The 25824-nt window shown below is 64.9% G+C and carries 23 protein-coding genes; 14 read left to right on the top strand and 9 right to left on the bottom strand.

All coding sequences use genetic code 11. The annotated features are described in order from the left end of the window. Positions 1-8 precede the first annotated feature (8 nt). Complete coding sequence (locus tag Q8L25_RS09085) at positions 9-1418, bottom strand: N-acetylmuramoyl-L-alanine amidase (RefSeq protein ID WP_308924550.1); 1410 nt, start codon at positions 1416-1418, stop codon at positions 9-11. Then, on the bottom strand, positions 1382-1870 hold the full coding sequence (gene tsaE, locus Q8L25_RS09090; RefSeq protein ID WP_308924551.1) for a tRNA (adenosine(37)-N6)-threonylcarbamoyltransferase complex ATPase subunit type 1 TsaE: 489 nt from the start codon (positions 1868-1870) through the stop codon (positions 1382-1384). Before tsaE ends, Q8L25_RS09085 begins: the two co-directional genes overlap by 37 nt. 94 nt (positions 1871-1964) lie before the next feature. On the opposite strand from tsaE, the gene queG reads away from it, so the two are divergent. Then, positions 1965-3056, top strand: coding sequence for a tRNA epoxyqueuosine(34) reductase QueG (queG, locus tag Q8L25_RS09095; protein ID WP_308924552.1), 1092 nt, complete (start codon positions 1965-1967; stop codon positions 3054-3056). On the opposite strand, the gene Q8L25_RS09100 is transcribed toward queG, so the two are convergent. After that, a complete protein-coding gene (locus Q8L25_RS09100; RefSeq protein WP_308924553.1) occupies positions 3053-3430 on the bottom strand; it encodes a DUF3052 domain-containing protein in 378 nt (125 codons plus the stop codon). The two genes, queG and Q8L25_RS09100, sit on opposite strands and share 4 nt — an antisense overlap. A 112-nt stretch (positions 3431-3542) precedes the next feature. Here Q8L25_RS09100 and Q8L25_RS09105 point away from each other — a divergent pair, with 112 nt between their 5' ends. Both Q8L25_RS09105 and Q8L25_RS09110 read left to right on the top strand, forming a co-directional pair. Continuing rightward, positions 3543-4211: a PadR family transcriptional regulator gene (locus tag Q8L25_RS09105; protein ID WP_308924554.1), complete on the top strand. Its 669-nt coding sequence runs from the start codon at positions 3543-3545 to the stop codon at positions 4209-4211. A 23-nt stretch (positions 4212-4234) separates the two neighbouring features. Beyond that, the gene (locus Q8L25_RS09110; RefSeq protein WP_308924555.1) at positions 4235-5062 is read left to right on the top strand and encodes a siderophore-interacting protein; all 828 of its coding nucleotides are present in this window, start codon (positions 4235-4237) and stop codon (positions 5060-5062) included. Between the two features lie 130 nt (positions 5063-5192). Here Q8L25_RS09110 and Q8L25_RS09115 read toward each other — a convergent pair whose 3' ends face one another. Further along, positions 5193-5777, bottom strand: a complete 585-nt coding sequence (locus tag Q8L25_RS09115; RefSeq protein WP_308924556.1) for a response regulator — start codon at positions 5775-5777, stop codon at positions 5193-5195. A 35-nt stretch (positions 5778-5812) separates the two neighbouring features. Then, positions 5813-7837: a PAS domain S-box protein gene (locus tag Q8L25_RS09120; protein WP_308924557.1), complete on the bottom strand. Its 2025-nt coding sequence runs from the start codon at positions 7835-7837 to the stop codon at positions 5813-5815. 133 nt (positions 7838-7970) lie between these two features. On the opposite strand from Q8L25_RS09120, the gene Q8L25_RS09125 reads away from it, so the two are divergent. From Q8L25_RS09125 to Q8L25_RS09135, 3 genes are all read left to right on the top strand, one after another. Beyond that, on the top strand, positions 7971-8963 hold the full coding sequence (locus Q8L25_RS09125) for a TRAP transporter substrate-binding protein (protein ID WP_374694295.1): 993 nt from the start codon (positions 7971-7973) through the stop codon (positions 8961-8963). 517 nt (positions 8964-9480) lie between these two features. Beyond that, on the top strand, positions 9481-10398 hold the full coding sequence (gene xerD, locus Q8L25_RS09130) for a site-specific tyrosine recombinase XerD (protein WP_308924559.1): 918 nt from the start codon (positions 9481-9483) through the stop codon (positions 10396-10398). 81 nt (positions 10399-10479) lie between these two features. Further along, entirely contained in the window at positions 10480-10692 is a 213-nt protein-coding gene (locus tag Q8L25_RS09135; RefSeq protein ID WP_308924560.1) for a hypothetical protein, read from the top strand. A gap of 62 nt (positions 10693-10754) precedes the next feature. Here the strand turns inward: Q8L25_RS09135 and Q8L25_RS09140 are convergent, their stop codons facing one another. Both Q8L25_RS09140 and Q8L25_RS09145 read right to left on the bottom strand, forming a co-directional pair. After that, positions 10755-13883, bottom strand: a complete 3129-nt coding sequence (locus Q8L25_RS09140) for an efflux RND transporter permease subunit (protein WP_308924561.1) — start codon at positions 13881-13883, stop codon at positions 10755-10757. A gap of 3 nt (positions 13884-13886) precedes the next feature. Then, positions 13887-15137 (bottom strand): efflux RND transporter periplasmic adaptor subunit, encoded by a 1251-nt coding sequence (locus tag Q8L25_RS09145; RefSeq protein ID WP_308924562.1) that lies wholly within the window; start codon positions 15135-15137, stop codon positions 13887-13889. 315 nt (positions 15138-15452) lie between these two features. Between Q8L25_RS09145 and Q8L25_RS09150 the strand changes: the two genes are divergently transcribed. Beyond that, complete coding sequence (locus tag Q8L25_RS09150) at positions 15453-17969, top strand: EAL domain-containing protein (RefSeq protein WP_308924563.1); 2517 nt, start codon at positions 15453-15455, stop codon at positions 17967-17969. Positions 17970-17980: 11 nt separating this feature from the next. Here the strand turns inward: Q8L25_RS09150 and Q8L25_RS09155 are convergent, their stop codons facing one another. Beyond that, the gene (locus Q8L25_RS09155; protein WP_308924564.1) at positions 17981-18514 is read right to left on the bottom strand and encodes a hypothetical protein; all 534 of its coding nucleotides are present in this window, start codon (positions 18512-18514) and stop codon (positions 17981-17983) included. Then, positions 18511-19503, bottom strand: a complete 993-nt coding sequence (locus tag Q8L25_RS09160) for an endonuclease/exonuclease/phosphatase family protein (RefSeq protein ID WP_308924565.1) — start codon at positions 19501-19503, stop codon at positions 18511-18513. Before Q8L25_RS09160 ends, Q8L25_RS09155 begins: the two co-directional genes overlap by 4 nt. A 37-nt stretch (positions 19504-19540) precedes the next feature. Here Q8L25_RS09160 and ybaK point away from each other — a divergent pair, with 37 nt between their 5' ends. The 7 genes from ybaK to Q8L25_RS09195 all read left to right on the top strand — a co-directional run bounded on the left by ybaK (position 19541) and on the right by Q8L25_RS09195 (position 25818). Beyond that, positions 19541-20032 carry a Cys-tRNA(Pro) deacylase gene (gene ybaK / locus Q8L25_RS09165; RefSeq protein ID WP_308924566.1) on the top strand — a complete coding sequence of 164 codons (492 nt, stop codon included), beginning with the start codon at positions 19541-19543 and terminating at the stop codon, positions 20030-20032. Between the two features lie 124 nt (positions 20033-20156). Then, the gene (plsY, locus tag Q8L25_RS09170) at positions 20157-20762 is read left to right on the top strand and encodes a glycerol-3-phosphate 1-O-acyltransferase PlsY (protein WP_308925696.1); all 606 of its coding nucleotides are present in this window, start codon (positions 20157-20159) and stop codon (positions 20760-20762) included. Between the two features lie 88 nt (positions 20763-20850). Continuing rightward, positions 20851-21519: a DsbA family oxidoreductase gene (locus Q8L25_RS09175; protein WP_308924567.1), complete on the top strand. Its 669-nt coding sequence runs from the start codon at positions 20851-20853 to the stop codon at positions 21517-21519. A 77-nt stretch (positions 21520-21596) separates the two neighbouring features. Then, a complete protein-coding gene (locus Q8L25_RS09180; RefSeq protein ID WP_308924568.1) occupies positions 21597-21887 on the top strand; it encodes a DUF427 domain-containing protein in 291 nt (96 codons plus the stop codon). A 33-nt stretch (positions 21888-21920) separates the two neighbouring features. Next, a complete protein-coding gene (locus tag Q8L25_RS09185) occupies positions 21921-22880 on the top strand; it encodes a DUF2157 domain-containing protein (RefSeq protein ID WP_308924569.1) in 960 nt (319 codons plus the stop codon). After that, on the top strand, positions 22877-24526 hold the full coding sequence (locus Q8L25_RS09190; protein WP_308924570.1) for a GDYXXLXY domain-containing protein: 1650 nt from the start codon (positions 22877-22879) through the stop codon (positions 24524-24526). Before Q8L25_RS09185 ends, Q8L25_RS09190 begins: the two co-directional genes overlap by 4 nt. Before the next feature lie 44 nt (positions 24527-24570). Beyond that, a complete protein-coding gene (locus Q8L25_RS09195; RefSeq protein ID WP_308924571.1) occupies positions 24571-25818 on the top strand; it encodes a metal-dependent hydrolase in 1248 nt (415 codons plus the stop codon). The last annotated feature ends 6 nt before the right edge of the window (positions 25819-25824 follow it).

The following is a 25824-nucleotide window of genomic DNA, read 5'->3' on the forward strand; positions in this document are numbered from 1 at the left end:
TGTTCCTGTCAGGTCATGCGGCTTTTCGCCAGCGGCGGATTTTTCGCAAAATAATTCTTGATGCCAGTGACGATGGCGTCGGCCATCTGGTCCTGGTAGCCGTTGTCGGTCAGCTTGGCTTCTTCTTCCGGATTGGAGATGAAGGCGGTCTCGATCAGGATGGAGGGGATGTCGGGCGCTTTCAGCACGGCGAAGCCGGCCTGCTCGACCGAGCCCTTGTGCAGGCGGTTGATGCCGCCAATTTCGCGCAGCACGGCCGCACCCAGCTTCATGCTGTCATTGATCTGCGCCGTGGTCGACAGGTCGAGCAGCACGCTGGCCAGTTGCTTGTCGTGGTTACCCACATTCACGCCGCCGATCAGGTCGGCCTGGTTTTCCTTGTCGGCCAGCCAGCGGGCGGCGCTCGACGATGCGCCTTTTTCGGACAGCACAAACACCGACGAGCCGCGCGCGGTCGGCTGCACGAAGGCGTCGGCGTGGATGGAGACGAACAGGTCGGCCTGCACCTTGCGCGCTTTTTCCACCCGCATGCCGAGCGGCACGAAGAAGTCGGCGTCGCGCGTGAGCATGACGCGCATGTTCGGCAGCAGTTCCAGCTTGGCTTTCAGGCGCTTGGCAATCGCCAGCACCACGTCTTTTTCCCGGCTGCCGCGGCGCCCGCTGGCGCCCGGGTCCTCGCCGCCATGGCCGGGGTCGAGCGCCACCGTAATCATGCGCACCACTTTCTGGCCCGGCTGGGGGCGCGTTTCGGGACGCTGTTCCGGGCGCAGGTCGGGCCGGATCGCCGGCAGGGTGGGCGTGGCCGGCACGCCCGGTATCACCACCACCAGCGGCGGCTTGCCGCTCTCGGGCAGGGGCAGGGCGGGCGGCGGCGTGTGCGTGTCGGTCATCAAAGGCTTGCCCGGGTCGCTCGACCAGTCGCCTTTTTCGATCATCTGCGCGATCAGGTCCGGTTCCTGCACCGGATACAAATCGAAAATCAGGCGGTGGTTGTAGGAGCCGGCCGGCGGCAGGGTAAACAGCTGCGGGCGCACTTCTTCCTTCAGGTCGAATACCAGCCGCACCACGTTGGGCCGGTTCTGGCCCACGCGCACCTGCTTGATATATGGGTCGTTCGACTGGATCTTGGCCACCAGGCCCTTGAGCGTGGGATTGAGTTCCAGTCCTTCGATGTCGACCACCAGCCGTTCCGGGTCCTTGACGATAAAGTGGGTCGCCTTCAGGATGCTGTCGTTTTCCAGCGTGACGCGGGTGTAGTCGTCGGCCGGCCAGACGCGCACGGCGAGGATTTGCGCCGCCATCGCCGACATCGGCGCGAACACGGACAACAGCAGGGTGCCGCCGGCCTTCAGTACCGTACGCCGTGTGATCGGCGACGATATCAAAGGTTCGGGGCGAATTTGAGACGTTGGAGGCATGACAGACCCAATTCAGAAGACGCTTGCAATTCTACATCACGGCCTGTGCCCGCAACGTTCAGGTAAATATCGAGGTCGGCCGGCGGCAGCACCGGATAGGCTTTTTCCGGCCACTCGATAATGCAGATATTATGGCCGTCGAAGTCTTCGCGAAAGCCCGCATCGAGGAATTCTTCCGCGCTGGCCATGCGGTACAGGTCGAAGTGGATCACCTGCACGGCCTGGCCGTCCAGTTGCACCGTGTAGGGCTCGGACAGGGTATAGGTCGGGCTTTTCACGTGGCCCGCATGGCCGGCCGCGTGCAGCAGGGCGCGCGTGAGGGCCGTCTTGCCGGCGCCCAGGTCGCCGTGCAGATAGATCGCCATTCCCGGCGCCAGCGCGCGCGCCAGGGCGGCGCCCAAGGCGGCCGTGCCGGCTTCATCGTGAAGATGGGCTTTGAAGTGTTCTGTCATGGTCGTCGGTATCGCATAAAATAGAGGCCGCTGCGCCTGCGCGCATCAGTCATTGTAACCGCCAGCGCCCCTGCCGCACTTCGTAAAGTTTCCTATGTCCGCCACCGTCACCGATCTCGCTGCTTTAGCGCGCACCATCAGGCAATGGGGGCGCGAGCTCGGTTTTGCCGATGTACGCATCGCCGACGTCGACCTGTCGCACATGGAGGCGCCCTTGCAGGCCTGGCTGGACGCAGGGTATCACGGCGAGATGGACTACATGGCCAGCCACGGCATGAAGCGTGCGCGCCCGGCCGAACTGGTGCCGGGCACGGTGCGCGCCATCAGCGCGCGCATGAATTACCTGCCGCCGGCGATGGGACCGGACTGGCGCGCGCAGGAAGCGGCGCGCGATGCCGATCCGACGGCCGCCGTGATCTCGGTGTATGCGCGCGGCCGCGACTACCACAAGGTGATGCGCTCGCGATTGCAGCAGCTGGCCGAACGCATCAAGGGCGAGATCGGCGACTTCGGCTACCGCGTGTTCAGCGATTCGGCGCCCGTGATGGAAGTCGAACTGGCCACCAAGGCGGGCCTGGGCTGGCGCGGCAAGCACACCTTGCTGATCAACCGCCAGGGCGGCTCCTTCTTTTTCCTCGGCGAGATCCTGGTCGACGTGCCGCTGCCGGTCGACGCGCCCGAAACGCCGCACTGCGGCCAGTGCTCGGCCTGCATTACCGTCTGCCCGACGCAGGCCATCCTGGGGCCGCACCAGCTGGACGCGCGCCGCTGCATCTCCTACCTGACCATCGAACTGAAGGGCGCGATCCCCGTCGAGATGCGCCCGCTGATCGGCAACAAGGTGTATGGCTGCGACGACTGCCAGACCGTCTGCCCGTGGAACAAGTTCGCCCAGCGCGCCGTGGTGCCCGATTTCGACGAGCGCCACAGCCTGGGCAGCGCCGGCATGGTCGAACTGTTCGCCTGGACCGAAGAAGAGTTCAACCGCCGCATGGAAGGCAGCGCGATCCGCCGCATCGGCCACGAACGCTGGCTGCGCAACCTGGCCGTCGGCATGGGCAATGCGGCGGCCAAGGCCAGGGGACAGCCCGATATCGTCGCGGCGCTGCTGTCGCGGCGCGACCATCCGTCCGGGATCGTGCGCGAGCATGTCGAATGGGCGCTGGCGCTGCACGGCATCAGTTAGCCCTGCTTCAATCTCAGCGCCGACCAGCGCGCGTCGATGGCGATCATCGCCACGCTGTCCAGGCCCCGCGCCTGCGCGTATGCGCGGATGCTGTCGCGATCGATATCGCTGCCCGCCTTGACTCCCCCCTTGATATAGCCGACCCACAGCGCGCCGCCCGGCGCCAGGCGCGCCTGCGCCGGTGGCATATGCTGTTCCAGCTCGACCCGGCTGCGCGCGAACAGCAGCAGCCAGTCGGCCGCTTGCCCTGCGCCCGCCATGCGTTCGGCTGGCAGCGTGGCCAGCAGTGCCGCATGTTCTCCAAGGTCGTTGAGCACGGCCAGGGTCCCGGCATTTTTCACATACATTTTTTCTGCGACCGTCTTGTCCGCCATGGCGCCTCCCGAGGATGAAAAAGCGAGCATAGCAAATTTCTTCTTGACTTATCGATATATCGTTATAAAATGGCGATACCTACTAACGATATATCTTTAAAGAAGAGACAACATGAGAAACTCACACCATACGGAACAAGGCCAGGGCGGCCACCATCATCACCATCATCATCAACACGGCGATTGCGGCCATCATCACCATCATCGTCATGAGCGCATGGATATGCACGGCCGCGGTCCACGCGGCGGCTTCGACGGCAACGGCGGCGAACGCGGCGATGGCATGGGGCGCGGCGGACCCGGCGGCCGTGGCGAACGGGCCGAGCGCGTGTTTGGCCGCGGCGACCTGCCCCTGATCGTGCTGGCGCTGATCGAGATCAGCCCGCGCCACGGTTATGAAATCATCAAGGCCATCGAAGAGCGTTGCGCCGGCGCCTATGCACCCAGCCCGGGCGCCGTCTACCCGACCTTGACCCTGCTCGAAGAGCAGGACCAGGTGACGGCGTCCGATAGCGGCAATGGCAAGAAACTGTACACCATCACCGAACTGGGCCGCGCGCATCTCGACGCGAACCGTGCCCAGGTCGACGGCATCCTGGCCCGCCTCGACATGTTCGCCCGGGCACAGGCGCGCCGCGCGCTGCCCGAGCGCCTGCACCAGGCCATGCATACCCTGAAGCATGCGCTGCTGCTGAACAAAACCAGCTGGAGCGACGAGCAGACCGACAGAGTGGCCGCGATCCTCGAAAAAGCCGCCAACGAGATCGTCGACGGCCACTGAACGCCACAGAAAAAGGATAGACCATGACTGAAGCAGCAAACACTCCCCCGCGCCCGCACACCATCGAACGCCTGCGCCATGAACTGAAACTGCGCGTGCTGACCGTGGTGCGCACCGAGGAACTGACGGCGCACATGCGCCGCATCACCCTGGCCGGCGGCGACCTGGAAGGCTTTGTGTCGCCGTCGCACGATGACCACGTGAAACTGTTTTTCCCCGCGCCCGGCGACACGCAGCCGGTATTCCCGACCCTGGGCAGCGGCGCCAACCCGGTCCAGTACGCCGAAGGCGCGCGCCCGATCGCCCGCAACTACACGCCGCGCCGCCACGATACGCTCAAGGGCGAGCTCGAGATCGACTTCGTGCTGCATGGCGACGGGCCGGCGTCGACCTGGGCCGCGCAGGCGGCACCGGGCCAGACGCTGGGCGTGGGCGGGCCGCGCGGCTCGATGGTGGTGCCGCTCGACTTCGACTGGTATGTGCTGGTCGGCGACCAGACGGCCCTGCCGGCCATCGCACGGCGCCTGGAACAACTGCCGGCCGGCGCGCGCGCGATTGCCGTGATTGAAACCGTGGATGACGGCGAGCAGGTCGCGCTGGAATCGTCAGCGCAGGTCGATATTCACTGGGTCGGGCGCAATGGCCGCAGCGGCGCGCTATTGCTGGAAGCGCTGCGCAGGATCGCCTTGCCGCAAGTGGGCGACGGCTATGTGTGGGTGGCGTGCGAGCATGCGCAGGTGCAGGGCTTGCGCGGGCATTTCATTGACGCCGGCGTGGCCAAGCAGCATCTGCATGTGGCCAGTTACTGGAAGCATGGCGCGGCAGAACACCATGAACGGCATGATGATTGATGCATACGCCGGTGGTGGTGTCGGGTTACGGCCTGCGGCCTAACCCGACCTACGCTGTAAATGACGCCGTAGGTCGGATTAGCTGGCCGCAGGCCAGCGTAATCCGACACCACCCGCAGCATCACCGCTATCACTTCAACAACCCCGCCAGCTCCACCGCCGTCTTGACCTGCATCTTGTCGAAGATATGCGCGCGGTGGACTTCCACCGTGCGCATGCTGATGCCCAGCTTGTCGGCCACCACCTTGTTCATCTTGCCGGCCAAAATCAGGTCCAGCACTTCGCGCTCGCGCGTCGACAGGGTGGCCAGGCGCGCGTGCACGGCGGCCAGTTCGCCGGCCTGGCGCGAATTGGCCAGGCCTTGCTGCACGCGGTCCATCAGGTCGTTGTCGTTGAACGGCTTTTCAAAAAAATCGAAGGCGCCCCGTTTCAGGCTGTCGACCGCCATCGGCACGTCGCCGTGGCCGGTGAGGAAAATCACCGGCAGGCGCGCCGTCAGGTCGCGCTTGACCAGCTGGTCGAACAGGGCGATGCCGTTCATGTCGGGCATGCGCACGTCGAGCAGCACGCAGTCGCCCTGTTCGTCAAACGTGCCGTCGAGGCTGTCGAGGAACTGCTGTCCGCTGGCGTAGCTGCGTGCCTCGATGCTGCGCGAGGCGGCCAGCCAGGACAGGGAATCGCGCACTACTTCTTCGTCGTCGATAATATGCAGCATGGTCTCTCCGGTGACAGCGTTGCTGTCGTTATGCGTTAGTGGTTATGCGTTTCCGCGGCGCGCGGCACGGCCGGCACGCTGAAGGTGAAGATGGTGCCGCCGGCCGGGTTCGCACCAAAAGTCAGCGCGCCGCCATGGAACTCGATGGCGGTGCGGCAGATATTGAGGCCCATGCCCATGCCTTCGGCCTTGGTCGAGAAAAACGGCGAAAACAGCCGTTCCGCCACGTCGGCCGGTATGCCGTGGCCCTGGTCGATCACGTCCACCGTCACCATTTCCTGCCGCGCGTCGTAACTGGCGCGCAGGCGCATGATACGCCGTCCGGGCGCCGCGTCCTGCATCGCCTCGATGGCGTTGCGCGTCAGGTTCAGCAGTACTTGTTCGATCATCACCGGATCGGCATGCAGCAGCGGCAGTTCGGGCGGCAGTTCTTCCAGGATGGTGACATAGAATTTGCGCGCCTGCAGGTCGATCAGCGCGCGGATGCCGTCGACCAGGGTGCGGATATCGACGTCCTGGCGCTGCGGCTCGCTCTTGCGCACGAAATCGTGCACGCTGCGGATGATCTGGCCGGCCCGCTGCGCCTGCGCGCTGGCCTGTTCCAGCGCCGGCTTCAGGGTGTTCGGCTGCACCGGCTGGCCGCTGTCGCTGGCCCGGGTGATCAGGTTCAGCGCGCCCGTGGTGTAGCTGGAAATGGCGGCCAGCGGCTGGTTCAGTTCATGCGCCAGCATCGACGCCAGCTCGCCCATGGTGGCCAGGCGCGAACTGGTCTGCAGCTTTTCCTGCTGCTGGCGATTGAGTTCCTCGACCCGCTTGCGGTCCGAGATATCGAGTACGGAACCCATCCAGCCGGTCTGCTTGCCGTTCTTGTCGACCAGCGGCGCCTCGAAGATCAGCACCGGCACGCGGGTGCCGTCCGGGCGCTGGAAGTGGGTTTCGAACTGCGGCGTGACATTGCCGGCCAGCGCCTTGGCGAAGCGCTGCTGGTATTCATCCATTGCCTCGGGCGCCCAGTAGGGCATCGGCGGCAGGCGGCCGAGGATTTCTTCCGAGCTGTAGCCGACCATCTGGCAGAAGGCCGGATTCACGTAGGTGACGCGGCCTTCCAGGTCGCGCGCGCGCATGCCGGTGACCAGCGAATTTTCCATCGCCGTGCGAAACAGCATCTGCTGGCGCAGCGCGCCTTCGGCCGTCAGGCGGCGCGAGATATGGCGCCACAGGGCCAGCAGGCTCCACAGCAAACCCAGCGACAGCGCGATGACGGAGCCGACCAGCAGGTTGGGCAGCAGCTTGGGCTGGCTTTTCACGCTGTCGGTAAACAGGGTGATGTTCGCGCCCGGCACGTCGAGCGCGCGCTTGTGGGTGTACACGCCGTGGCCAGGGCCGGCGGCGGCGCGCCGCGCCAGCACCTTGTCGTCGCGGTCGATCAGCGAAATCTGGTTGTCCTGGGCGAACCACCAGGGCACCATTTCATCGAGCAGGCTGCTGACCTGGTAGGTGGCCACCAGGCTGCCGATATAGTGCTGGCCGTTGTACAAGGGCTGGTGGTAATCCATCAGCATGGCGCGGGGCGGTGCGTCGGGAAAGCCGCTTTGCTGCGCCGGCTGGGCGTACTGGCCCCGGTGCAGGCGGCGCGCATTGTCGCCGGCCGTCAGCGACAGCGGCGAAAAATGGGTCTCCTGGCTCAGGGTATGGTCGCTCGAAGCGCGGACCTGGCCTTCGGTGTCGAGCCAGATCACGCGCTGCAGTTCGCGCCCGTTGCGCAGCATCTGCTGCAGCCGTTCATGCACGCTGGACGCCGGCAGCACGCCCTTGGCGATGTCGGCGCCCAGGTTGAACAGGCTTTCCTCGTTGCGCGCCAGCTGGAAGCGGATGGTCTGCTCGACCCACAAGGTATCGGCGATCAGCTGCTCCTGGCGCTCGTTGCTTTCCATCTGGCGCGCCTGCCAGGGCAGCCAGAACAGCACGGACAGGAACAGCAGCAGCAGCAGCACCGGCAGCAGCCAACGCACGGGGCTGGTAAACTGCAGGCGGCGCGCAAGGGTGGGCGGATTTTTCATGGCTCGCAGGGTAGCGCGTTATCGGGGTAGTGCCAGTGTGGTTAACCACAGTGGTGTTGTTCCATTATTTCGCACATTATCGGCGCAGATCCATAATAAGGCATCTGTTTTCGCCACGGAGACTGCAATGCACATGAAATCCATGCTGGCCCTGTTCTGGCTGGCGATCGGTACCGGCGCGATCGGCCCGGCCCACGCGCAAGCGACCATCGTCATCAAATTCAGCCACGTGGTGGCGCCTGATACGCCGAAAGGCCAGGCTGCCGAACGCTTCAAGCTGCTGGCCGAAAAAGCCACGCGCGGCAAGGTCCGCATCGACCTGTATCCGAACAGCCAGCTGTACAAGGACAAGGAAGAACTCGAAGCGCTGCAGCTGGGCGCGGTGCAGATGCTGGCGCCCTCGCTGGCCAAGTTCGGCCCGCTGGGCGTGAAGGAATTCGAAGTCTTCGACCTGCCGTATATCTTCCCCACCAAGACGGCCCTGTACAACGTCACCGAAGGCGACATCGGCAAGGGGCTGCTGAAAAAACTCGAACCGAAGGGCATCACGGGCCTGGCCTACTGGGACAATGGCTTCAAGGTGATGTCGGCCAACCGCCCGCTGCACCACCCGGCCGACTTCAAGGGCCTGAAAATGCGCATCCAGTCGTCGAACGTGCTCGACGCGCAAATGCGCGCGCTGGGCGCCAATCCGCAGGCGCTGGCGTTTTCGGAAGCGTATCGCGCCTTGCAGACGGGGGTGGTCGACGGCACGGAAAACCCGCCTTCCAATATGTACACGCAAAAGATGCATGAAGTGCAAAAGCACCTGACCGTCTCGAACCACGGCTACCTGGGCTACGCCGTCATCGTCAACAAGAAGTTCTGGGATGGGCTGCCATCCGATATCCGCAGCCAGCTGGAAAAAGCCATGAAGGAGGCGACCACGTTTGAAAAGGCGATCGCCCAGAGCGACAACGACAAGGCGCTGGAAGCGATCCGCAAGAGCGGCAGGACGCAGATCTACACCTTGAGCGTGCAGGAGCAGGCCGAGTGGCGCCGCGCGCTGGCGCCGGTGCAGAAAAGCATGGAGCAGCGCATCGGCAAGGAATGGATTTCGGCCATCAACCGCGAAAGCGCCAAATAAGATTCAGATAAATGTGACAATTCTGTGACATACCACAATTTGCCGCGCTTGCGCCAGTGCCTTTTGCCTGGCGAACACAGCTCCCTGTGATGGTGCAAAAAAAGTCGATCCTGAAGATTAAATACGTTATGATGAGCAGCGTTACGGGGAAACACGTATAAGCTTATACAGCCCGGTAGCAAGACGGCAACACAGAATTGGTCACAAAGTTGGTGGGGGAGTGGCTATAAAAACGGTATTGATACCGGGGATATATTGAGGAGACACACGTTTCACAGAAGTTGTTGAGTCATAGCTGTCTGCGGCCACAAGCCGGCACCGGCGGACCCAAACGACCGGGAACGTGAAGCAATATTTGAAGCGCACCAGCTGGTGCGCTTTTTTTTCGTCCGCCGCAGACAAGTACCAGCCCGGCCTTGGTGCATGCATAATCGTGCGTGCGCCACTTTCTGGTGCATGACAAGTCAGCCTGAGTTGTATATTTGCCACATTTAATGTTTTGATCGCGACCGCGCCGATGATGAACAGCCTGCTTGCACCCGACAACGCCACCCTGATCGATGAGTTCTGCGACAGCCTGTGGCTGGAAGACGGCCTGTCGAAAAACTCGCTCGACGCCTACCGGCGCGACATGCGCCTGTTCGCGCGCTGGCTGGAAGTGAACCGGCCCGGCCGCGACAACCTGTACGACGTCGCCACCGCCGACATCGAAGCGTATTTCACCGCCCGCCACGAGGACAGCAAGGCGACCTCGTCGAACCGCCGCCTGTCGGTGCTCAAGCGCTTTTACCAGCTGGCGCTGCGCCACAAGCACATCACGCTGGACCCTTGCCTCAAGCTGGTGTCGGCCAAACAGCCGACGCGCTTCGTGCATACCCTCAGCGAAGCGCAGGTGGAAGCGTTGCTGGCCGCGCCCGACGTCGCCACGCCGCTGGGCCTGCGCGAGCGTACGATGCTCGAACTGATGTATGCGAGCGGCCTGCGCGTGTCGGAACTGGTGGACCTGAAAGCGGTGGAACTGAGCCTGAACGACGGCGTGCTGCGCATCACGGGCAAGGGCGACAAGACGCGGCTGGTGCCGTTCGGCGAGCAGGCGCGGCGCTGGATCGAGCGCTATTTGAAAGAGGCGCGCGCCATTATCCTCGACGGCCAGATGGATGACGCCCTGTTCGTCACGCGCCGTGGCGGCGCCATGACGCGGCAGATGTTCTGGGTGATCATCAAGAAACACGCGATGCACGCGGGCATTACGTCGCCGCTGTCGCCGCACACCTTGCGCCACGCGTTTGCCACGCATTTGCTGAACCACGGCGCCGACTTGCGCGTCGTGCAATTGTTATTGGGGCACTCCGATATCTCCACCACGCAGATCTATACCCATGTGGCGCGCGAACGATTGAAACTGCTGCATGCCGCGCATCATCCGCGAGGCTGAACATTTTTGCATTTGCCCTAACTGCGTCATAATGTGGCTAGTGCGCTTATCTGTCACAACAAAACATTAAAGAGGTAGTAAATGGCCAAGACAAATTTCCAATACGAAAAACGGCAAAAAGAGCTGGAAAAGAAGAAGAAAGCCGAGGAAAAAGCCAGGCGCAAGCTGGAAGCGAAAAACAATCCGAAGCCGGCCGATGGCAGCGAAGAGGCGCCTGAAGATGACGAGGGCGAAGAGGGCGATGCCGCCGATGACGCCGCCGAAGCCGGCGGCGCACCAGCCCAGCCGCAGTAATTGTTCTTGCCGCCGCGTCGTCCCCGCCAATGCGGGGACGGTGAAGGCGATCCTGCGCAGCGTCAGTGGACGCCGCCGATGGCCGTGACCTTGCCATCGTTTTCCGTCTCGGACTCGTGCGCACCGCCGCCAAAGAAGCGCGCCGCGCGCTTGCCCAGGCTGTCGAGGTAGGTGTAGGCCACCGGCACCACCACCAGGGTCAACAGGGTCGAGGTGATCACGCCGCCGATCACGGCGCGTCCCATCGGCGCCTGCGATTCGCCGCCGTCGCCCATGCCGATCGCCATCGGCAGCATGCCGAACACCATCGCCAGGGTCGTCATCAGAATCGGCCGCAAGCGCACCTGCCCCGCTTCCATCAGCGCCTCGAACTGCCCCAGCCCTTCGCGCTGGCGTTGGTTGGTAAAGTCGACCAGCAAAATCGCGTTCTTGGTCACCAGCCCCATCAGCATGATAAAGCCGATCACCGAGAAGATATTCAGGGTGCTGCCGGTAATGAGCAAGGCCAGCAGCACGCCGATCAGCGACAGCGGCAAGGACACCATGATGGCGACCGGCTGCAAGAAGCTGCCGAACTGCGAGGCCAGCACCAGGTAGATGAAGATCACCGCGATGCCCAGCGCCATCATCGCGCCACCCATGGTTTCGGCCATCTGCTGCGCATTGCCGGCCACGTCGAAGCGCACGCCCGGGGGCAGGGCGATCGATTTGATGGCCTTTTGCACATCGGCGTCGACATCGCCGGCCGGGCGGCCCTGCACGCCGGCATAGATGGCGACCCGGCGCTGCAGCGCCTGGCGTTTCAGCACTTGCGGGCTGGACGAGGGCACGAAGTCGACCACCTGGCGCAGCGGGATCATGATCGGCTTGCCGCTGGCGTCAAGCTTGCTGGACGCCAGCGACAGGTCGGCCAGGTCGGCCACTTTCTGGCGGCCCGATTTCGGCAGCTGCACGTTGACGTCATAGTTCTGGCCGTCGGACGCCAGCCAGTGGCTGACGGTGTCGCCGGCAACAAACGGGCGCAGCGCATTGCCGATCTGCTGCACCGACAGGCCCAGGTCGCTGGCCAGCTCGTTGTTGATCTTGATGGTGGTCGACGGGTTGGCGCCTTCCTGGCTGTATTCCATGTCGGCCAGGCCCTTGATGGTGCGCATCTTGTCCATCAGGGTGTGGGCCACCGCATCGAGCTTGCCTTCATCGGTGCCCAGAATGGCGATAAAGATCGGCCGCTGGCCTACCGACAGGGTGATGCCGGCGATCGGCGCCAGGCGTTCGCGGATCAGCTTTTCCAGTTCCTGCTGCGAGCGGCGCTGGTGGGTTTTCACATCGAGCAGTTTCAGATTGACTTCGGCGGCGTTGCGGCCATCCTGGGTGCCGACGTTGGCCACCAGGCTGTCGATTTCGGGGAATTCCTTCAAGGCCTGCTCGATCTGCCGCACCTTGCTGTCGGTGTATTCCAGGCTGGAGCCGACCGGCGTCTTGAAGCGCTGGTTGACCCAGCCCTGGTCGGTTTCCGGGAACATCTCGCCGCCGATCATCGGCACCAGCATCAGGCTGCCCACGAACAGCGCCACGGCCGTGGCCAGGGTGGTCTTGCGCCAGCGCAGGGCCAGCGCCAGCACCTTGCCGTACCAGACGTGCAGGCGGTCGATGACGGTTTCCAGCCAGGCCATGAAGCGGCCCAGCCATGGCGCATACTTGAAGCGGTCCTTGACCGGGTCGCGCCAGACCGACGACAGCATCGGGTCGAGCGTGAAGCTGACGAACAGCGATACCAGCACGGCCACCGCCACGGTGATGCCGAATTGCAGGAAGAAGCGGCCGATAATGCCGTCCATGAAGGCCACCGGCACGAACACGGCGACGATGGCAAAGGTGGTGGCCATCACGGCCAGGCCAATCTCGTTGGTGCCGTCGTTGGCCGCCTTGTAGTGGTTCTTGCCCATGCCCAGGTGGCGCACGATGTTTTCGCGCACCACGATGGCGTCATCGATCAGGAGACCAATGCACAGCGACAGCGCCATCAGGGTCAGGAAGTTCAGGGTGAAACCGAAGGCCTTCATGGCGATAAAGCTGGCCAGCACCGAGATCGGCAGAGTCAAGCCGGTAATGATGGTGCTGCGCCACGAGTGCAGGAACAGGAACACGATCACCATGGTCAGCACGGCCCCTTCGATGATGGTGCGCTTGACGTTATTGAGCTGGCTTTGCACGCGCTCCGATTCGTCGTCGAGCACGCGCAGGCTGATATCGGCCGGCAGCGTCTTTTGCAGGTCCGCCGCCACTTTCAATATGCCGGTGCCCACTTCGACCACGTTGGCGTCCTGCACCTTGGTGATTTCCATGGTCACGGCCTGCTGGCCGTTCATGCGCGAGATCGACAGCTCTTCCTGCTCGCCATCGACCACGGTCGCCACCTGGTCCAGGTAGACCGGGCCGACGGCGCGGCGCGCGACGATGATCTTGCCGAACTCGCGCGCATCCTTGATCTTGCCTTCCACCCGCACCAGCTGTTCGGCCGCGCCGTGGCTGATCGAGCCGGCCGGCAGATTGGTATTGGTGGCCTGGATCGCGCGGATCACTTCATCGACGCCGATGCCCTGCGCATTGAGTTCGACCGGCTTCATGCTGATCAAAATCTGGCGCGCGCGCAGGCCGCGCAGCTTGACCTGGCCCACCCCGGCCACGCTCTGGAAGCGCTTGCTGATCACCTGTTCCGTCATGGTCGACAGTTCACGCAGGTCGTGCGCGGTCGAGGTCAATACGATGGTGGCGATCGGGCGTTCGTTGTCGCCTTCGGCGCGCGCGATGAACGGGTCCTTGGCTTCCTTCGGGAAGCGCGGGCGCACCAGGGCCACCTTGTCGCGCAGGTCCTGCATGGCCTTGTCCATATTGGTCGACAGCTCGAATTCCAGGTAGACGCCGGCGCGCCCTTCCCACGAGTTGGCGCGGATGGTCTTGATGCCGCTGACGGTGTTGACGGCGTCTTCGATCGGGCGCGTGATGTCGTTTTCCACCGCTTCGGGCGACGCGCCCGGATAATTCACTTCAATCGCGGCAAACGGGAACTGCACGCTGGGCATGCTTTCCACGCCCAGGCCGCGGTACGAGAACACGCCCAGCACCACCAGCGCCACCATGACCATGGTGGCGAACACGGGGTTCTGGATACTGACTTTGGTCATCCACATGGTTCAGCCTTTCGGTGCCGGCGCGGCCGGCGGCGTGGCGGTGGCCGTGGCAGGAGCGGGCGTTGCGCCAAAGGTCACGCCATGGCCCGGTTTCACGCCATCGAGTTTCGCGACGATCACCCTGGTGCCCGGCGCCAGGCCCTCCTTGACTTCCGCATAGCCTTCGTCTTCGTTGCGCAGGCCCAGGGTGACGCTCTGCTCGACCACCTTGTTGTCGACCACGGCGTACACCACGGTGCCGTGTTTTTCCGTGCGCAAGGCCGTCAAGGGCACCATCGGCGCGACGGAGGAACGTTCGGTGACGATGCTGCCCTTGGCGAACATGCCGCCGCGCAGGGCGCCGTCGCCATTGTCGACGGCGATATACACCAGCATGGCGCGCGAACCGCTTTCGGTGGTGGGGTTGATGCGCGCCACCTTGCCGCTAAAGTCGCGCGCGCCAAAGCCGTCGACCTTGAAGCGCACTTCCTGGCCGATTTTAATGCGCGGGATTTCCGCGCTGGGCACGGGCGCTTCCAGCGTCAGCTGCGCCAGGTTGACGATGGTATAGACGGGCATGTCGGGCGCGACTTTTTCGCCGGCCTGCACATGGCGCTTGCTGACGATGCCGGCCATCGGCGCGCGGATCACGGTGTCGGCCAGCGCGATGCGGGCGATCTCCACCATGGCGGCGGCCGACTTGACGCTGGCGCGCGCCAGGTCGACCGAGTTCTGCGTCGTGTCGTAGGCGGTCTGCGAAATGTATTTTTGCTTGAGCAGCGCCTGGCTGTTCGCTTCGTTCTTGCTGGCCATCGACAGGCGCGCCTGGGCTTCGTCGAGCATGGCCTGCTGCTGCGTCAGGCGCGCGCGCTGGTCGGCCGCGTCCAGGCGCAGCAGCACCTGGCCGCTGGACACCTGCTGGCCCTCCTGCACCGTCGTTTCGCGGATTTCGCCGGACACCTTGGCCTTGATGGTGGCCTGGTTCAAGGGCGCGAGCGAACCGGACAAGGGCAGGCTGACGCTCAATGCGCGTGCGCCGATGGCGGCCACGTCGCCCTGCGCCAGTTCATGCACGGGCGTCCTGGCCTGTTCCTTCTTCCTGGCCGCCTGCGCCTCGGCGGCCCTGGCCGATTGCTCTTTTGACTGCATCACGCTCCAGCCGCCGCCCGCCAGGCCCAGCACCAGCAGGATCAGCACGGGCGCGCGCCAGCGGCGCGGGCGCCGGGTCGCGGAAAAAGGCAAGGGCGGGATCGGGGGCGTTGTCTCGTTTTTCATAGGATACTTTTATGGTAGGGGCATTCGGGTAGCGCACCGTCGTGGCGGGGAGCCATGGCACGCCTGCCACGGCAGCCGTTCACGGCGGTACGCATGTTGCCACTTTATGAAGATTGCCGCCCGCTTGCCAGTCCCATGCGACAGATTGCACAAAAACGGGGCTGGAATGCAGTGGGATGCGACAGGGATGCCACGCGATGCTTGTGCGGCCTCAATAAGCCGATACGCTGGCGGGCAAGAATGGGGGCGATGGTTGCGCCACCGCGCGGGCTTCCGGCTCGCCGGTCGCGGTGTGGCCGTAACGCGGGGGAGCGCATGGTTGACCGGATTGCCAGGCCCACCGCAGCGCCGGGCCGCTTGCTGGCGTGCGCGCCCGTCGACATCGGGCTGGCCGGCCAGGCGCTCGATTTCCTGGCGATTATCGCCGCCGCCGTCGAGCAGGCGCCCGGCATGGCGGTGCGCGGCATCGACCGCGACGGCATCGTGCGCTACTGGAGTCCGGGCGCCGCGCGCCTGTACGGCATCCGGACCGAACAGGCCATCGGCCAGGCCTGGGCCAGCCTGGCGCCCGCCGCCTCGTCCGAGTTTGCCGCTGAACTGGCCGACGGTTTCGGACCGGAACTGGCCATCGTGCTGGCCGGCGGCAAGGCCAGGCCGGCGCGCCTGTGGCAAATCGCCGCCGATGGCGCCGGTCCGCGCTGTTTCTGCTCCACCCTGTTCCCGCTGCTGCACGAGGGCCGGGTGCGCCACGTGGTGTGCATCGATGTCGAGCTCACGGCCGGCAGCCAGGCTGGCATGCCGGTCGGCGCGCTGCTGTTGATGGCCGACAATTTCCGCCAGTTGTACGACAAATCGTCGGACGCCATCGTGCTGCTGCGCGACGAGCATATCGCCGAAGCCAATCCGGCCGCCGTCGCGCTGTTCCAGTGCGAAGACCGGCAGCGCCTGCTGGGGCGGCGCCTCAGCGATTTTTCGCCGCTGCGCCAGCCGGGCGGCGAGTTGTCGGCCGTGCTGGGCGCGCAGATGGCGGCCCAGGCGCACGCGGACGGCAACCGCCGCTACGAATGGCGCTACCTGACCTGCCTGGGCGAGCTGTTCTGGGGCGAAGTGCTGCTGACCTCCGTCACGCTCGATCACAGTTATCTGTTCTACGCCGTGGTGCGCGATATTTCCGCGCGCAAGCTGGCCGAGCGTTCGCTGTACCTGGCCGCGCAAGTGGTCGAACATGCGCGCGAGGCCATCCTGGTCATGGACGAACAGCAGAACGTGGTCAGCATGAACCCCGCCTACAGCGAGATCAGCGGCTATCGCCCGGAAGACCTGCGCGGGCGGCGCTTCATTGAGGTCGCCAGCGCCGAACAGCAGGCCGTGCTGGCGCAGGCGTGGGACCTGGTGCTGCGCGAAGGCCATTGGCAGGGCGAATTCCTGGCGCCGCGCAAGGCGGGCGCGCCGTATCCGTCCTGGCTGTCGCTGACCGCCATCCGCGACCACACGGGCCAGCCCAGCAACTACATGGCCATCCTGCTCGATATCAGCGAGCGCAAGAAAGACGAGGAACAGACGCGCCACCTGGCCGAACATGATTTCCTGACCGACCTGCCGAACCGCGTGCTGCTGCGCGACCGGCTGTCGCTGGCGCTGGCCGCCGCGCGGCGCAAGCTGCACATGCTGGCCGTGCTGTACCTGGACCTCGACCACTTCAAGCATATCAACGACAGCATGGGCCACCATGTGGGCGACCTGCTGCTCAAGGAAGTGGCGCGGCGCCTGGTGCGCTGCGTGCGCGGGGTCGATACGGTCAGCCGCCACGGCGGCGACGAATTCGTCATCCTGCTGGCCGAAGTGGGCGGCGCCGACCAGGCGGCCCACGTGGCGGCCAGCGTGCTGCAGGCCGTGACCCAGGTCTATCAGCTGGGCGAATACGAACTGCATGTGTCGGCCTCGATCGGCGTGGCGGTGTTTCCCGGCGACGGCGACAGCATCGACAGCCTGATGCATAACGCCGACGTCGCCATGTACCACGCCAAGAGCCGGGGCCGCGACCATTTCCAGTTCTTTAACGCCGACATGAACGCCCATATCGTCGAGCGCGCCAGCCTGGAACACGACTTGCGCGCGGCGCTGGACAAGGACGAATTCGTGCTCGAATGCCAGCCCGTGATCGCCATCGCCAGCGGCGCGGTGGTCGCGTGCGAAGCGCTGCTGCGCTGGCGCCACCCACAGCTGGGCCTGCTGCTGCCCGAGCGCTTTATCGCCGTGGCCGAGGAATGCGGCCTGATGGTGCGGATCGGCGGCTGGGTGCTGCGCCAGGCCTGCCTGCGCGCCCGCGCCTGGCACGACGCCGGCCACCCGCTGGCCGTTTCCATCAACCTGTCGGCCGCGCAGTGCATGCAGAACAATCTGTTGCACAGCGTGCAGGAAGCGCTGCGCGACGCCGGCCTGCCGCCCGCCGGCCTGGCGCTGGAAGTGACGGAAAGTATTTTGATGAAAGGCGGCGCCCGCCTGATGGACACGCTGGCGCAGCTGCGCGCGCTGGGCGTCACCGTCAGCATCGACGATTTCGGCACCGGCTACTCGCGCCTGGGCACGCTGCGCCAGTATCCGGTCGACAAGCTGAAGATCGACCCCTCCTTCCTGCAAGGCGACGACCTGGCCGTGGCCGCCACCATCATCGCCATGGCGCGCCAGCTGCACTTGCTGGTGATCGCCGAAGGCGTGGAAACGGCGCAGCAGCTGGCTTACCTGCAAGAGCAGGGCTGCGACCAGTACCAGGGCCGCCATGCCTGCGCGCAGGTCGAGGGCAGCGTGCTGGGGAAACTATTGGCTGCCTGAGATGGCGATGCTCAAGGAGGAGCGGCGGTTGCCTTGTCGCTGTCGGGCCGGGACCAGGCAGGGCGCTGCTCTTCCGGGACGTCCGCCTGGGCGATGGCATCGATAGTGCGCAGCGTCTGCGCATCATGGAGCTTCAGCGTGCCGGCAAAATGCCTGCCGCCACAATCAATGGCGATCTGCCGTCCTCCCAGCCAGAACCAGTAGTCGCGGATAAAGGGCTCGCACTTGATGTAGCGAAGCCGGCCATTGCGGTAAATGGCCAGCCGGCTGGCGCCTGGTCCGGCATCGCCTTCCGCAGTCCAGGCATTGCGCACCAGCCATGCCGCGTAGCTGTTGTCTGGCGCCAGGGTTGCGTTTGCCGCATTGCCGCCGCTGCTGATTTTCTTGTCCCGGCCATCATGAAAAACCCGATGGACGTTATTTGTCTTGTCGACATAGATGGCCTTGAAGGCTGTATTGCCGGTATTGCTGGCGTAGCAATTGGCAGTCCATACCATCAGGAGGATGGCCGCGACTTTTGTCGACAGGGAGCGATTGGCCATCATGCATCATGGACGATGTTCAGCAGCTTGATGCGTGCCACCACCTGCCCATGGTCCGAGGCCTGCGGCAGCGCCTGCAGCAGGTGGTCGTTCACATACAGCACGTCCTGCACCGCGCCGATGGCGCGTGGCGAAGCGGGGTGGAAGTGCTCGGAGACGAGGATATGGTCGATCGTCATGTACGTGCTGTCGTGCACATTGGTGTAGCCGACATGGCGCAGGTAGTCCTGGCGCAGCTGGATGGCGTTGCAGTCGTACAGGCGCTCGCGCATTTCCGGCAGGTCGGCGCCCGGTTCGCACGGCGCGCCGGCGCCCATCACGATCGAGGTGGTGACGGCGTTGGCGATATCGTTGAAGTCGCCCAGCACGATGCAGGGCCGGCCGCTGGTGCCCAGGTCGCTGACCAGCACGCGCAGCGCCACCGCTTCGGCGCCGCGCCGCTGCAGCGAGCGCAGGTTGGCCAGCGCGTAGCTGCGCGCGTCGGCGCCGTCGCCATGGCGGTAGTCGGGCCGGCGCGATTTCAGATGCACCACCAGCACGTCGGTGATATGGCCGCCAGGCAAGATCACCTGCGCGTGCAGGGGAGGGCGCGCGAAACGCGACAGGGTGGTGTCTTCCGGATGGCCGTCGGCCGGCATCGCCACGCCGGCGGGAAAGTCGGCATAGGCCACGCTGGGGCCGGCCAGCGGCAGGCGCGACACCAGCGCCACGGTCGGCAGCAGGCGTTCGGGGCCGTCCGGTGCGTCGTAGCCGGCCTGCACCGCGTCGCGGTAGTGGCGCGTGCGCGACAGCACGTCGCGCAGGGCCGCCTGCGAGAACACTTCCTGGAAACCGATCACGTCGGCACCCAGCAGATCGATCTGGTGCGCCGTCCATTCCGCCTTGGCGTCGTACTGTTCCGGGCTCAAGGGCGCCAGATTGTCATACAGCCTGGCGCCCGGCGGGGCAAGATTGCAGACATTGAAGGTGGCAAAGCGTATTTCTTGCTGCATAATTAGCACTCCTCACTGAACGATCAGCGTATCACGCATGGCTAAAAAAGAGCATATTTCAGAAACGCAGGCGACGCAGCTGCTGCGCAAGCACCAGGTCGCCTTCGACGAATGTCCGTATCCCTACGAGGAACACGGCGGCACCAGCGTCTCGGCGCGCGAACTCGGCGTGCCCGAACACGAGGTGATCAAGACCCTGGTGATGCAGGACGAGGCGGCCAGGCCCTTGATCGTGCTGATGCATGGCGACTGCAAGGTGTCGACCAAGAACCTGGCGCGCGCCATCGGTTGCAAGTCGGTCGAACCGTGCAAGCCCGAGGTGGCGCAGCGCCATTCCGGCTACATGATCGGCGGCACCTCGCCGTTCGGCACCAAGAAGGCCATGCCGGTCTACGTCGAGGAAAGCATCCTGGCCTTGCCGCGCATCTATATCAACGGCGGGCGGCGCGGCTTTCTCGTCGCGCTGGCGCCACAGGTGCTGCTCGATGTGCTGAACGCCAAGCCGGTGCATTGCGCCTTGCAGGATTAAGGAAATGCGCCGGCGCCCTGTCCTTGCACCGGGCGCTGGTGTATATTCTGCTGCGCCAGCCTCGATGCTGATGCAATAAACATAATTAAGGGAAGAAATGAATCCAGTAATCACAACCTTGGCGATGACAGTGGCCGCTTACTTGCTCGGCTCGATCTCGTTCGCCGTGGTGATGAGCAAGGTGTACGGCATCGCCGATCCGCGCACCTACGGCTCGAAGAATCCGGGCGCGACCAACGTGCTGCGCAGCGGCAACAAGGGCGCCGCCATCATGACCTTGCTGGGCGACGGCGCCAAGGGCTGGCTGGCCGTGTTCCTGGCCGACCGTTTTGCGGCGGATTTGGGCGTGGGCGACACCGCCGTGGCGCTGGTCGCCATCGCGGTCTTCCTGGGCCACCTGTGGCCCGTGTTCTTCCGCTTTGTCGGCGGCAAGGGCGTCGCCACGGCGCTGGGCGTGTTGCTGGGCATTAATCCCTGGCTGGGCCTGGCAACCCTGGCCACCTGGCTGATCATCGCCTACGCTTTCCGCTACTCCTCGCTGGCGGCGCTGGTGGCGGCCCTGTTCGCGCCGTTCTACTATGGCCTGCTGTTCGGCGTCGATGCGGTTTTGTTGTCGGTGGTGGTGATGAGCGCGCTGCTGGCCTACCGTCACAGCCAGAATATCGCCAACTTGCTTTCTGGCAAGGAAAGCAAGATCGGCGCGAAGAAGGACGCGGCAAAGAAAAAGTAAATCCTTGATATTGGCCGGCCCGCACGCATATGGATGGCTTGCGGCGCCGCGCGGTGCGGCCGCCACCGACTCGCGCAAAGGCTGCCTCATGACCATCACTCCTGCATCGACTCCCACGCCCGTCCGTATCGATTTCGTTTCCGACGTCTCCTGCCCCTGGTGCGTGATCGGCCTGAAATCGCTGGAGCAGGCGCTGTCCACCCTGCAAGACACGGTGGCCGCCGAAATCCATTTCCAGCCGTTTGAACTGAACGCCAATATGGCGCCCGAAGGCCAGGATATCGGCGAACATATCGCGCAAAAATATGGTTCCACGCCGGAACAGATGGCGCAGTCGCGCGAGGCGATCCGCGCCCGTGGCGAATCCCTGGGTTTTACCTTTTCGATGGACAAGCGCGGCCGCATCTACAACACCTTCGACGCGCACCGTTTGCTGCACTGGGCCGAACTGGCCGGGCGTCAGCGAGAATTGAAAATGGCCCTGTTCGACGCCTATTTCACGCAGGGCCAGGACCCGTCCTCGCACGAGGTGCTGGTCAAGGCCGCCGCCGATGCGGGGCTCGATCCGGACACGGCGCTGGAAATCCTGACCTCGGGAAAATATGCCGACGAAGTGCGCGCGCGTGAACAGTTCTACCAGCAAAACGGCATCAGCTCGGTGCCGGCCATTATCATCAACGAACGCCACCTGATTTCCGGCGGCCAGCCACCGGAAGTGTTCGAACAGGCTTTGCGCCAGATCATCACGCAAGGCTAAGTTTCCGCTGTGCACCAATGGCGCGCGCCATTCCTTAGTAATTAGGCTACACTCCGGTTTCACAGGAGGATAGCCGAATGCCAACAGCAACCTGGAATGGCGCCGTCATTGCGCAAGCGAGCAGCGATCAGGTACAGATCGTTGAAAACAATGTGTATTTCCCTCTCTCTGCCGTCAGCCAGGACTACCTGCGCGCCAGCGGCCACCAGACGACCTGCCCGTGGAAGGGCATCGCCAGCTATTACGACCTTGTCGTCGATGGCCAGGTAAACGAAAACGCCGCCTGGTATTACCCGGAACCCAAGGCCGAAGCCAGGCAGATCGCCGGCCATGTCGCCTTCTGGCGCGGCGTGGTCGTCGACCGCTGAGCCGCATTCTTCCTGTCACTTCGAAAGCAGACGATGGATCTACGCCTCGCCGTGTATCAACTCGCCTCGAGCAACCGGCTCGACGCCGCGCAAACCCGGCAGTTGCAGGAACTGGCCGGCTTCGAGCGCGAACCCAAGGGTCTTTCCTGGTGGTTGCCGCGCGGGGTGGCCGTGCTGGGCGCCGCGCTCTTGGGCCTGGGCCTGATCTTCTGGGTCGCCGCCAACTGGGAAGACCTGGGCCGCACCGGCCGCTTCGCCCTGATCCAGGCGGTGTTCGTGGCGTCCTGCCTGGGCGCCTTTGTCGCGCCAGCCGCGCGCGCGCCGCTGCTGCTGATCGCCATGCTGGCCATCGGCGGCCTGTTCGCCTATTTCGGCCAGACCTACCAGACGGGCGCCGATCCGTGGCAGCTGTTTGCCGTGTGGGCCGCGCTGGCGCTGCCGCTGTGCCTGGTGGCGCGCAGCGACGTGCTGTGGACGCCGTGGATGCTGGTGCTGGCCACCGGCGTTACGCTGTGGATGCAGGCCCATTCGCGCCATAGCTGGCTGGTGCGCGCGGAAGATATCGATATCTTGCTGACCGGCTGGGCCGTGCTGCTGCTCGCCTGCGCGCTGGTGTCGCCGCTGCTGGCGCGCTGGACGGGTACGGGGCCGTGGCCGCTGCGCCTGGGCCTGATGCTGGCGGTCATCATGATTAGCGGTTCAGGCCTGAGCGCGCTGTTCAGCAGTGATATCGCTACACCGTACTGGGCCGCCCTGGGCGTGCTGGTGGTGGTGGCTGGCGTGCTGCTGACGCGCCAGTTCTTTGACGTGTTCGGCTTGAGTGCTGCAGCGCTCGGCATCAACACTTTGCTGGTATGCGGCCTGGCCTCGCGCCTGTTTGACAACGGCAACGATGCTATTGGCGGCATGCTGATGCTGGGCTTGTGCGCCGCCATCCTGCTGGCGCTGACCGTGCAGGGCATCTTGTGGCGCACGCGCCGGGAGGCGCCATGAGCACCGTGAAAGTGCATCCGCTTGGCGAGCTGATCCGCGATGCCGCCCAGGCCGGCGTCTTGCCCGCCAACGTCACCCTGCCGGTGCAGGACGTGCGGCCCTGGCCGGTGGTGCTGATGACGGCGCTGGGCGCCTGGCTGGCGGCGTTGCCGCTGGTGCTGGCGCTCGGTTTCATGCTGGGCAGTTTCCTGGAAAAAGGCGGCGGCACCTATCTCGTGGCGATCCTCGCGCTGGGCGTGGCCGTGCTGCTGATACGTCCGCGCGGCGTCTCGCTGTTTGTCGAACAACTGGGCATACCGTGCCTGCTGGTGGGCGGCGGCCTGCTCGGCTATGCCCTGTTTCGCGACATGGACGACCAGCTGGCCGCGCTGCTGCTCAGCGCCGTCAGCCTGGCGTTTGCCGCCATCCTGCCGCGCGACTGGCTGCGCGTGCTGCTGGGCCTGGTCGCCTGCGGCCTGCTGGCGCTGGGCAGTGTCGGCAGCCATTACAGCTGGTCCTACGGCAACGATTCGGCTACCTTGTACCTGGCGTGGCTGCTGGCGCTGGGTGTCTGGCTGGCCGCGCACTGGCTGCAGAAAAACAGCTATGACGATGGCGCCGGCGCACCGGTGGCCGCGTATATCGAATCGGTCTCGACCGGCTGGGTGCTGGCCATTTTGCTGGGCCTGGCCAGCTGGTCCGGCAAGACCTTTTTGCTGAGCGCCAGCCTGGGCGACGGCCTGGCCAGCGACATGGCCAATGAGCTGACGAGCCGGCCTGGCGGCAGCTGGTACGCGCAGCTGCTGCCGTTCCTGTCGGTGGCCTTGGCCGTGGCGGGCGCCGCCTGGATGCTGCGCCGCTGGCCGTCGCTGCGCCAGCTGCCGGCCGCCGGCGTGGCGCTGGTGCTGACGGTATTGGCGTGGTTCTTGCCGGGGCTGGGCCCGGTGCTGCTGGTCCTGGCGTTCTGCGTCAGCAGCGCGCGCCTGCGTGTGGCGGTGGCGGCCGGCGTGGTCGCCGCCTGGATTATCGGCAGTTTCTATTATCTGCTGGCCTGGCCGCTGGCCAGCAAGGCGCTGCTGCTGGCCGCGGCCGGCCTGGCGCTGGGGGGCTTGTCGTGGCTGGCGGCGCGCGGCGCCATCCTGCCCGTGGGCGACAGCGATGCCGCACCGGCCAGGCCGGGTCGCCCGGCGCAGCTGGGCGTGCTGGCGGGCCTGCTGCTGGTGTTGCTGGTGGCGAACGGCGCCATCTGGCAAAAAGAACAGCTGATCGCCAAGGGGCAGCCGGTATTTCTTGCGCTGGAACCGGTCGACCCCCGCTCGCTGATGCAGGGCGACTTCATGACCCTCAATTTCCTCAGCTTGAGCGCCTTTGACGGCATGGCGACCGGCGAGCGTTCCAGCGCACGGCCCCATGTGGTGTTGACGCGCGATGAGCGCGGCGTGGCCACCGTGAAAGGCCTGCACGACGGCAAGCCCCTGGCGCCCGGTGAATTCCTGATGGAGCTGACGCCGAAAGACGGCCGCTGGGCGCTGGTCACCGACGCCTGGTTCTTCAAGGAAGGCGAGGGCGCGCGCTGGGAGAAGGCGCGCTTCGGCGAGTTCCGCGTGATGCCCGACGGTCGTGCCTTGCTGGTCGGCATGCGCGGCGAAAACCTGGCGCCCTTGTAGCAAAAAGCGTAGGGCGTGGCGCGGCCGTACTGTAAAATTGCCGGATGGATAATATTACACATTCGGTGATCGGCCTGGGCGTAGGCGAGCTGCTGCACCGCAGCTTGCCGCCCGAGCAGCAGGAAGCTCCCCAGCGCACGCGGCGCGCCCTGTTTCTGTTCTCTGCCTGGTTCGCCAGCAATGCGCCGGACCTGGACCTGTTCCTGACCCGGCTGATGCCGCGCCCCTTCGGCTACATGTTGCAGCACCGCGGCCATACCCACACTTTATTGCTGGCGATACCTCAGGCCTTGCTGGTGCTGGCTTTGCTGTGGCTGCTGTGGCCCGGCGCGCGCCGGCTGCTGAAAACCAGCCAGCCTGCGCGCATCGGCCTGGCGCTGTGCCTGCTGCTGGGCTTAGCCTTGCACATGGGCATGGATTTCCTCAATTCCTACGGCCTGCATCCGTTTTATCCGTTCGACAACCGCTGGCTGTTCGGCGACATGGTATTTATCGTCGAACCCATGTTCTGGGTGCTGCTGGGCGTGCCCGTGATCATGGCGCTGCGCACCCGGCTGCTGAAAGGCGTGCTGCTGGCCGGGCTGGCGGCGGCCCTGTGTTTCTTTGCCTATAAAAATTATCTGGCGCCGCTGGCGCTCGGCGTGCTGCTGGCGCTCGCTGCCTTGATGGCCGTGCGCCAGCACCGCACCGGCGTGCGCGGACGCGGCGCTTTATTGCTGGGCTTTGCGCTGTCGGCCACCTTTATCGGCATGCAGGGTACGGCCTCCGCGCTGGGTCGCGCCAGGGTCGAGGCGGCCTTGCAGCGGATCGATCCCGGCACGCGCGTGTGGGACGTGGCGATGACGGCGTTTCCCAGCCATCCGCTGTGCTGGACTTATGTCTCGCTCGACAGCAAGACCGATGCCTATACCCTGCGCCGCGGCACCATGAGCTTGCTGCCGGCCAGCCTGGCGCCGGCCGCCTGTCCGGCAGGCCTGGCGGAACCCGGCGATGGCGGCGGCCAGCTGGCGCCCGGCATCGCCGTCTCGGCGCAGGCCACCGGCAGCCTGGCGGCCCTGCGTGCGCTGCAATCGACCAATTGCCACGCCGACGCCTGGTTGCGCTTTGGCCGCATGCCCAAACTGAGCGGGAGCAGCCTGACCGATGTGCGCTTCAACCCGGACATGCAGGACAATTTCACCACGGTGCAGCTGGAACAATTCAGCGGCAAGCCTTGTCCACGCTATGTGCCGGGCTGGGAACGGCCGCGCGCGGACATGCTGGGACTGCCGCCCGCCGGTTCGCAACATTAGGAGGCT

The sequence above is a fragment of the Janthinobacterium sp. J1-1 genome, from assembly GCF_030944405.1.
Classification (GTDB): domain Bacteria; phylum Pseudomonadota; class Gammaproteobacteria; order Burkholderiales; family Burkholderiaceae_D; genus Janthinobacterium.

What these genes read in the sequence shown, in the direction of transcription:
- Q8L25_RS09085 (WP_308924550.1), bottom strand. Translation starts at nt 1,418, where the DNA reads ATGCCTCCAACGTCTCAAATTCGCCCCGAACCTTTGATATCGTCGCCG.
- tsaE (WP_308924551.1), bottom strand. Translation starts at nt 1,870, where the DNA reads ATGACAGAACACTTCAAAGCCCATCTTCACGATGAAGCCGGCACGGCC.
- queG (WP_308924552.1), top strand. Translation starts at nt 1,965, where the DNA reads ATGTCCGCCACCGTCACCGATCTCGCTGCTTTAGCGCGCACCATCAGG.
- Q8L25_RS09100 (WP_308924553.1), bottom strand. Translation starts at nt 3,430, where the DNA reads ATGGCGGACAAGACGGTCGCAGAAAAAATGTATGTGAAAAATGCCGGG.
- Q8L25_RS09105 (WP_308924554.1), top strand. Translation starts at nt 3,543, where the DNA reads ATGAGAAACTCACACCATACGGAACAAGGCCAGGGCGGCCACCATCAT.
- Q8L25_RS09110 (WP_308924555.1), top strand. Translation starts at nt 4,235, where the DNA reads ATGACTGAAGCAGCAAACACTCCCCCGCGCCCGCACACCATCGAACGC.
- Q8L25_RS09115 (WP_308924556.1), bottom strand. Translation starts at nt 5,777, where the DNA reads ATGCTGCATATTATCGACGACGAAGAAGTAGTGCGCGATTCCCTGTCC.
- Q8L25_RS09120 (WP_308924557.1), bottom strand. Translation starts at nt 7,837, where the DNA reads ATGAAAAATCCGCCCACCCTTGCGCGCCGCCTGCAGTTTACCAGCCCC.
- Q8L25_RS09125 (WP_374694295.1), top strand. Translation starts at nt 7,971, where the DNA reads ATGAAATCCATGCTGGCCCTGTTCTGGCTGGCGATCGGTACCGGCGCG.
- xerD (WP_308924559.1), top strand. Translation starts at nt 9,481, where the DNA reads ATGATGAACAGCCTGCTTGCACCCGACAACGCCACCCTGATCGATGAG.
- Q8L25_RS09135 (WP_308924560.1), top strand. Translation starts at nt 10,480, where the DNA reads ATGGCCAAGACAAATTTCCAATACGAAAAACGGCAAAAAGAGCTGGAA.
- Q8L25_RS09140 (WP_308924561.1), bottom strand. Translation starts at nt 13,883, where the DNA reads ATGTGGATGACCAAAGTCAGTATCCAGAACCCCGTGTTCGCCACCATG.
- Q8L25_RS09145 (WP_308924562.1), bottom strand. Translation starts at nt 15,137, where the DNA reads ATGAAAAACGAGACAACGCCCCCGATCCCGCCCTTGCCTTTTTCCGCG.
- Q8L25_RS09150 (WP_308924563.1), top strand. Translation starts at nt 15,453, where the DNA reads ATGGTTGACCGGATTGCCAGGCCCACCGCAGCGCCGGGCCGCTTGCTG.
- Q8L25_RS09155 (WP_308924564.1), bottom strand. Translation starts at nt 18,514, where the DNA reads ATGATGGCCAATCGCTCCCTGTCGACAAAAGTCGCGGCCATCCTCCTG.
- Q8L25_RS09160 (WP_308924565.1), bottom strand. Translation starts at nt 19,503, where the DNA reads ATGCAGCAAGAAATACGCTTTGCCACCTTCAATGTCTGCAATCTTGCC.
- ybaK (WP_308924566.1), top strand. Translation starts at nt 19,541, where the DNA reads ATGGCTAAAAAAGAGCATATTTCAGAAACGCAGGCGACGCAGCTGCTG.
- plsY (WP_308925696.1), top strand. Translation starts at nt 20,157, where the DNA reads ATGACAGTGGCCGCTTACTTGCTCGGCTCGATCTCGTTCGCCGTGGTG.
- Q8L25_RS09175 (WP_308924567.1), top strand. Translation starts at nt 20,851, where the DNA reads ATGACCATCACTCCTGCATCGACTCCCACGCCCGTCCGTATCGATTTC.
- Q8L25_RS09180 (WP_308924568.1), top strand. Translation starts at nt 21,597, where the DNA reads ATGCCAACAGCAACCTGGAATGGCGCCGTCATTGCGCAAGCGAGCAGC.
- Q8L25_RS09185 (WP_308924569.1), top strand. Translation starts at nt 21,921, where the DNA reads ATGGATCTACGCCTCGCCGTGTATCAACTCGCCTCGAGCAACCGGCTC.
- Q8L25_RS09190 (WP_308924570.1), top strand. Translation starts at nt 22,877, where the DNA reads ATGAGCACCGTGAAAGTGCATCCGCTTGGCGAGCTGATCCGCGATGCC.
- Q8L25_RS09195 (WP_308924571.1), top strand. Translation starts at nt 24,571, where the DNA reads ATGGATAATATTACACATTCGGTGATCGGCCTGGGCGTAGGCGAGCTG.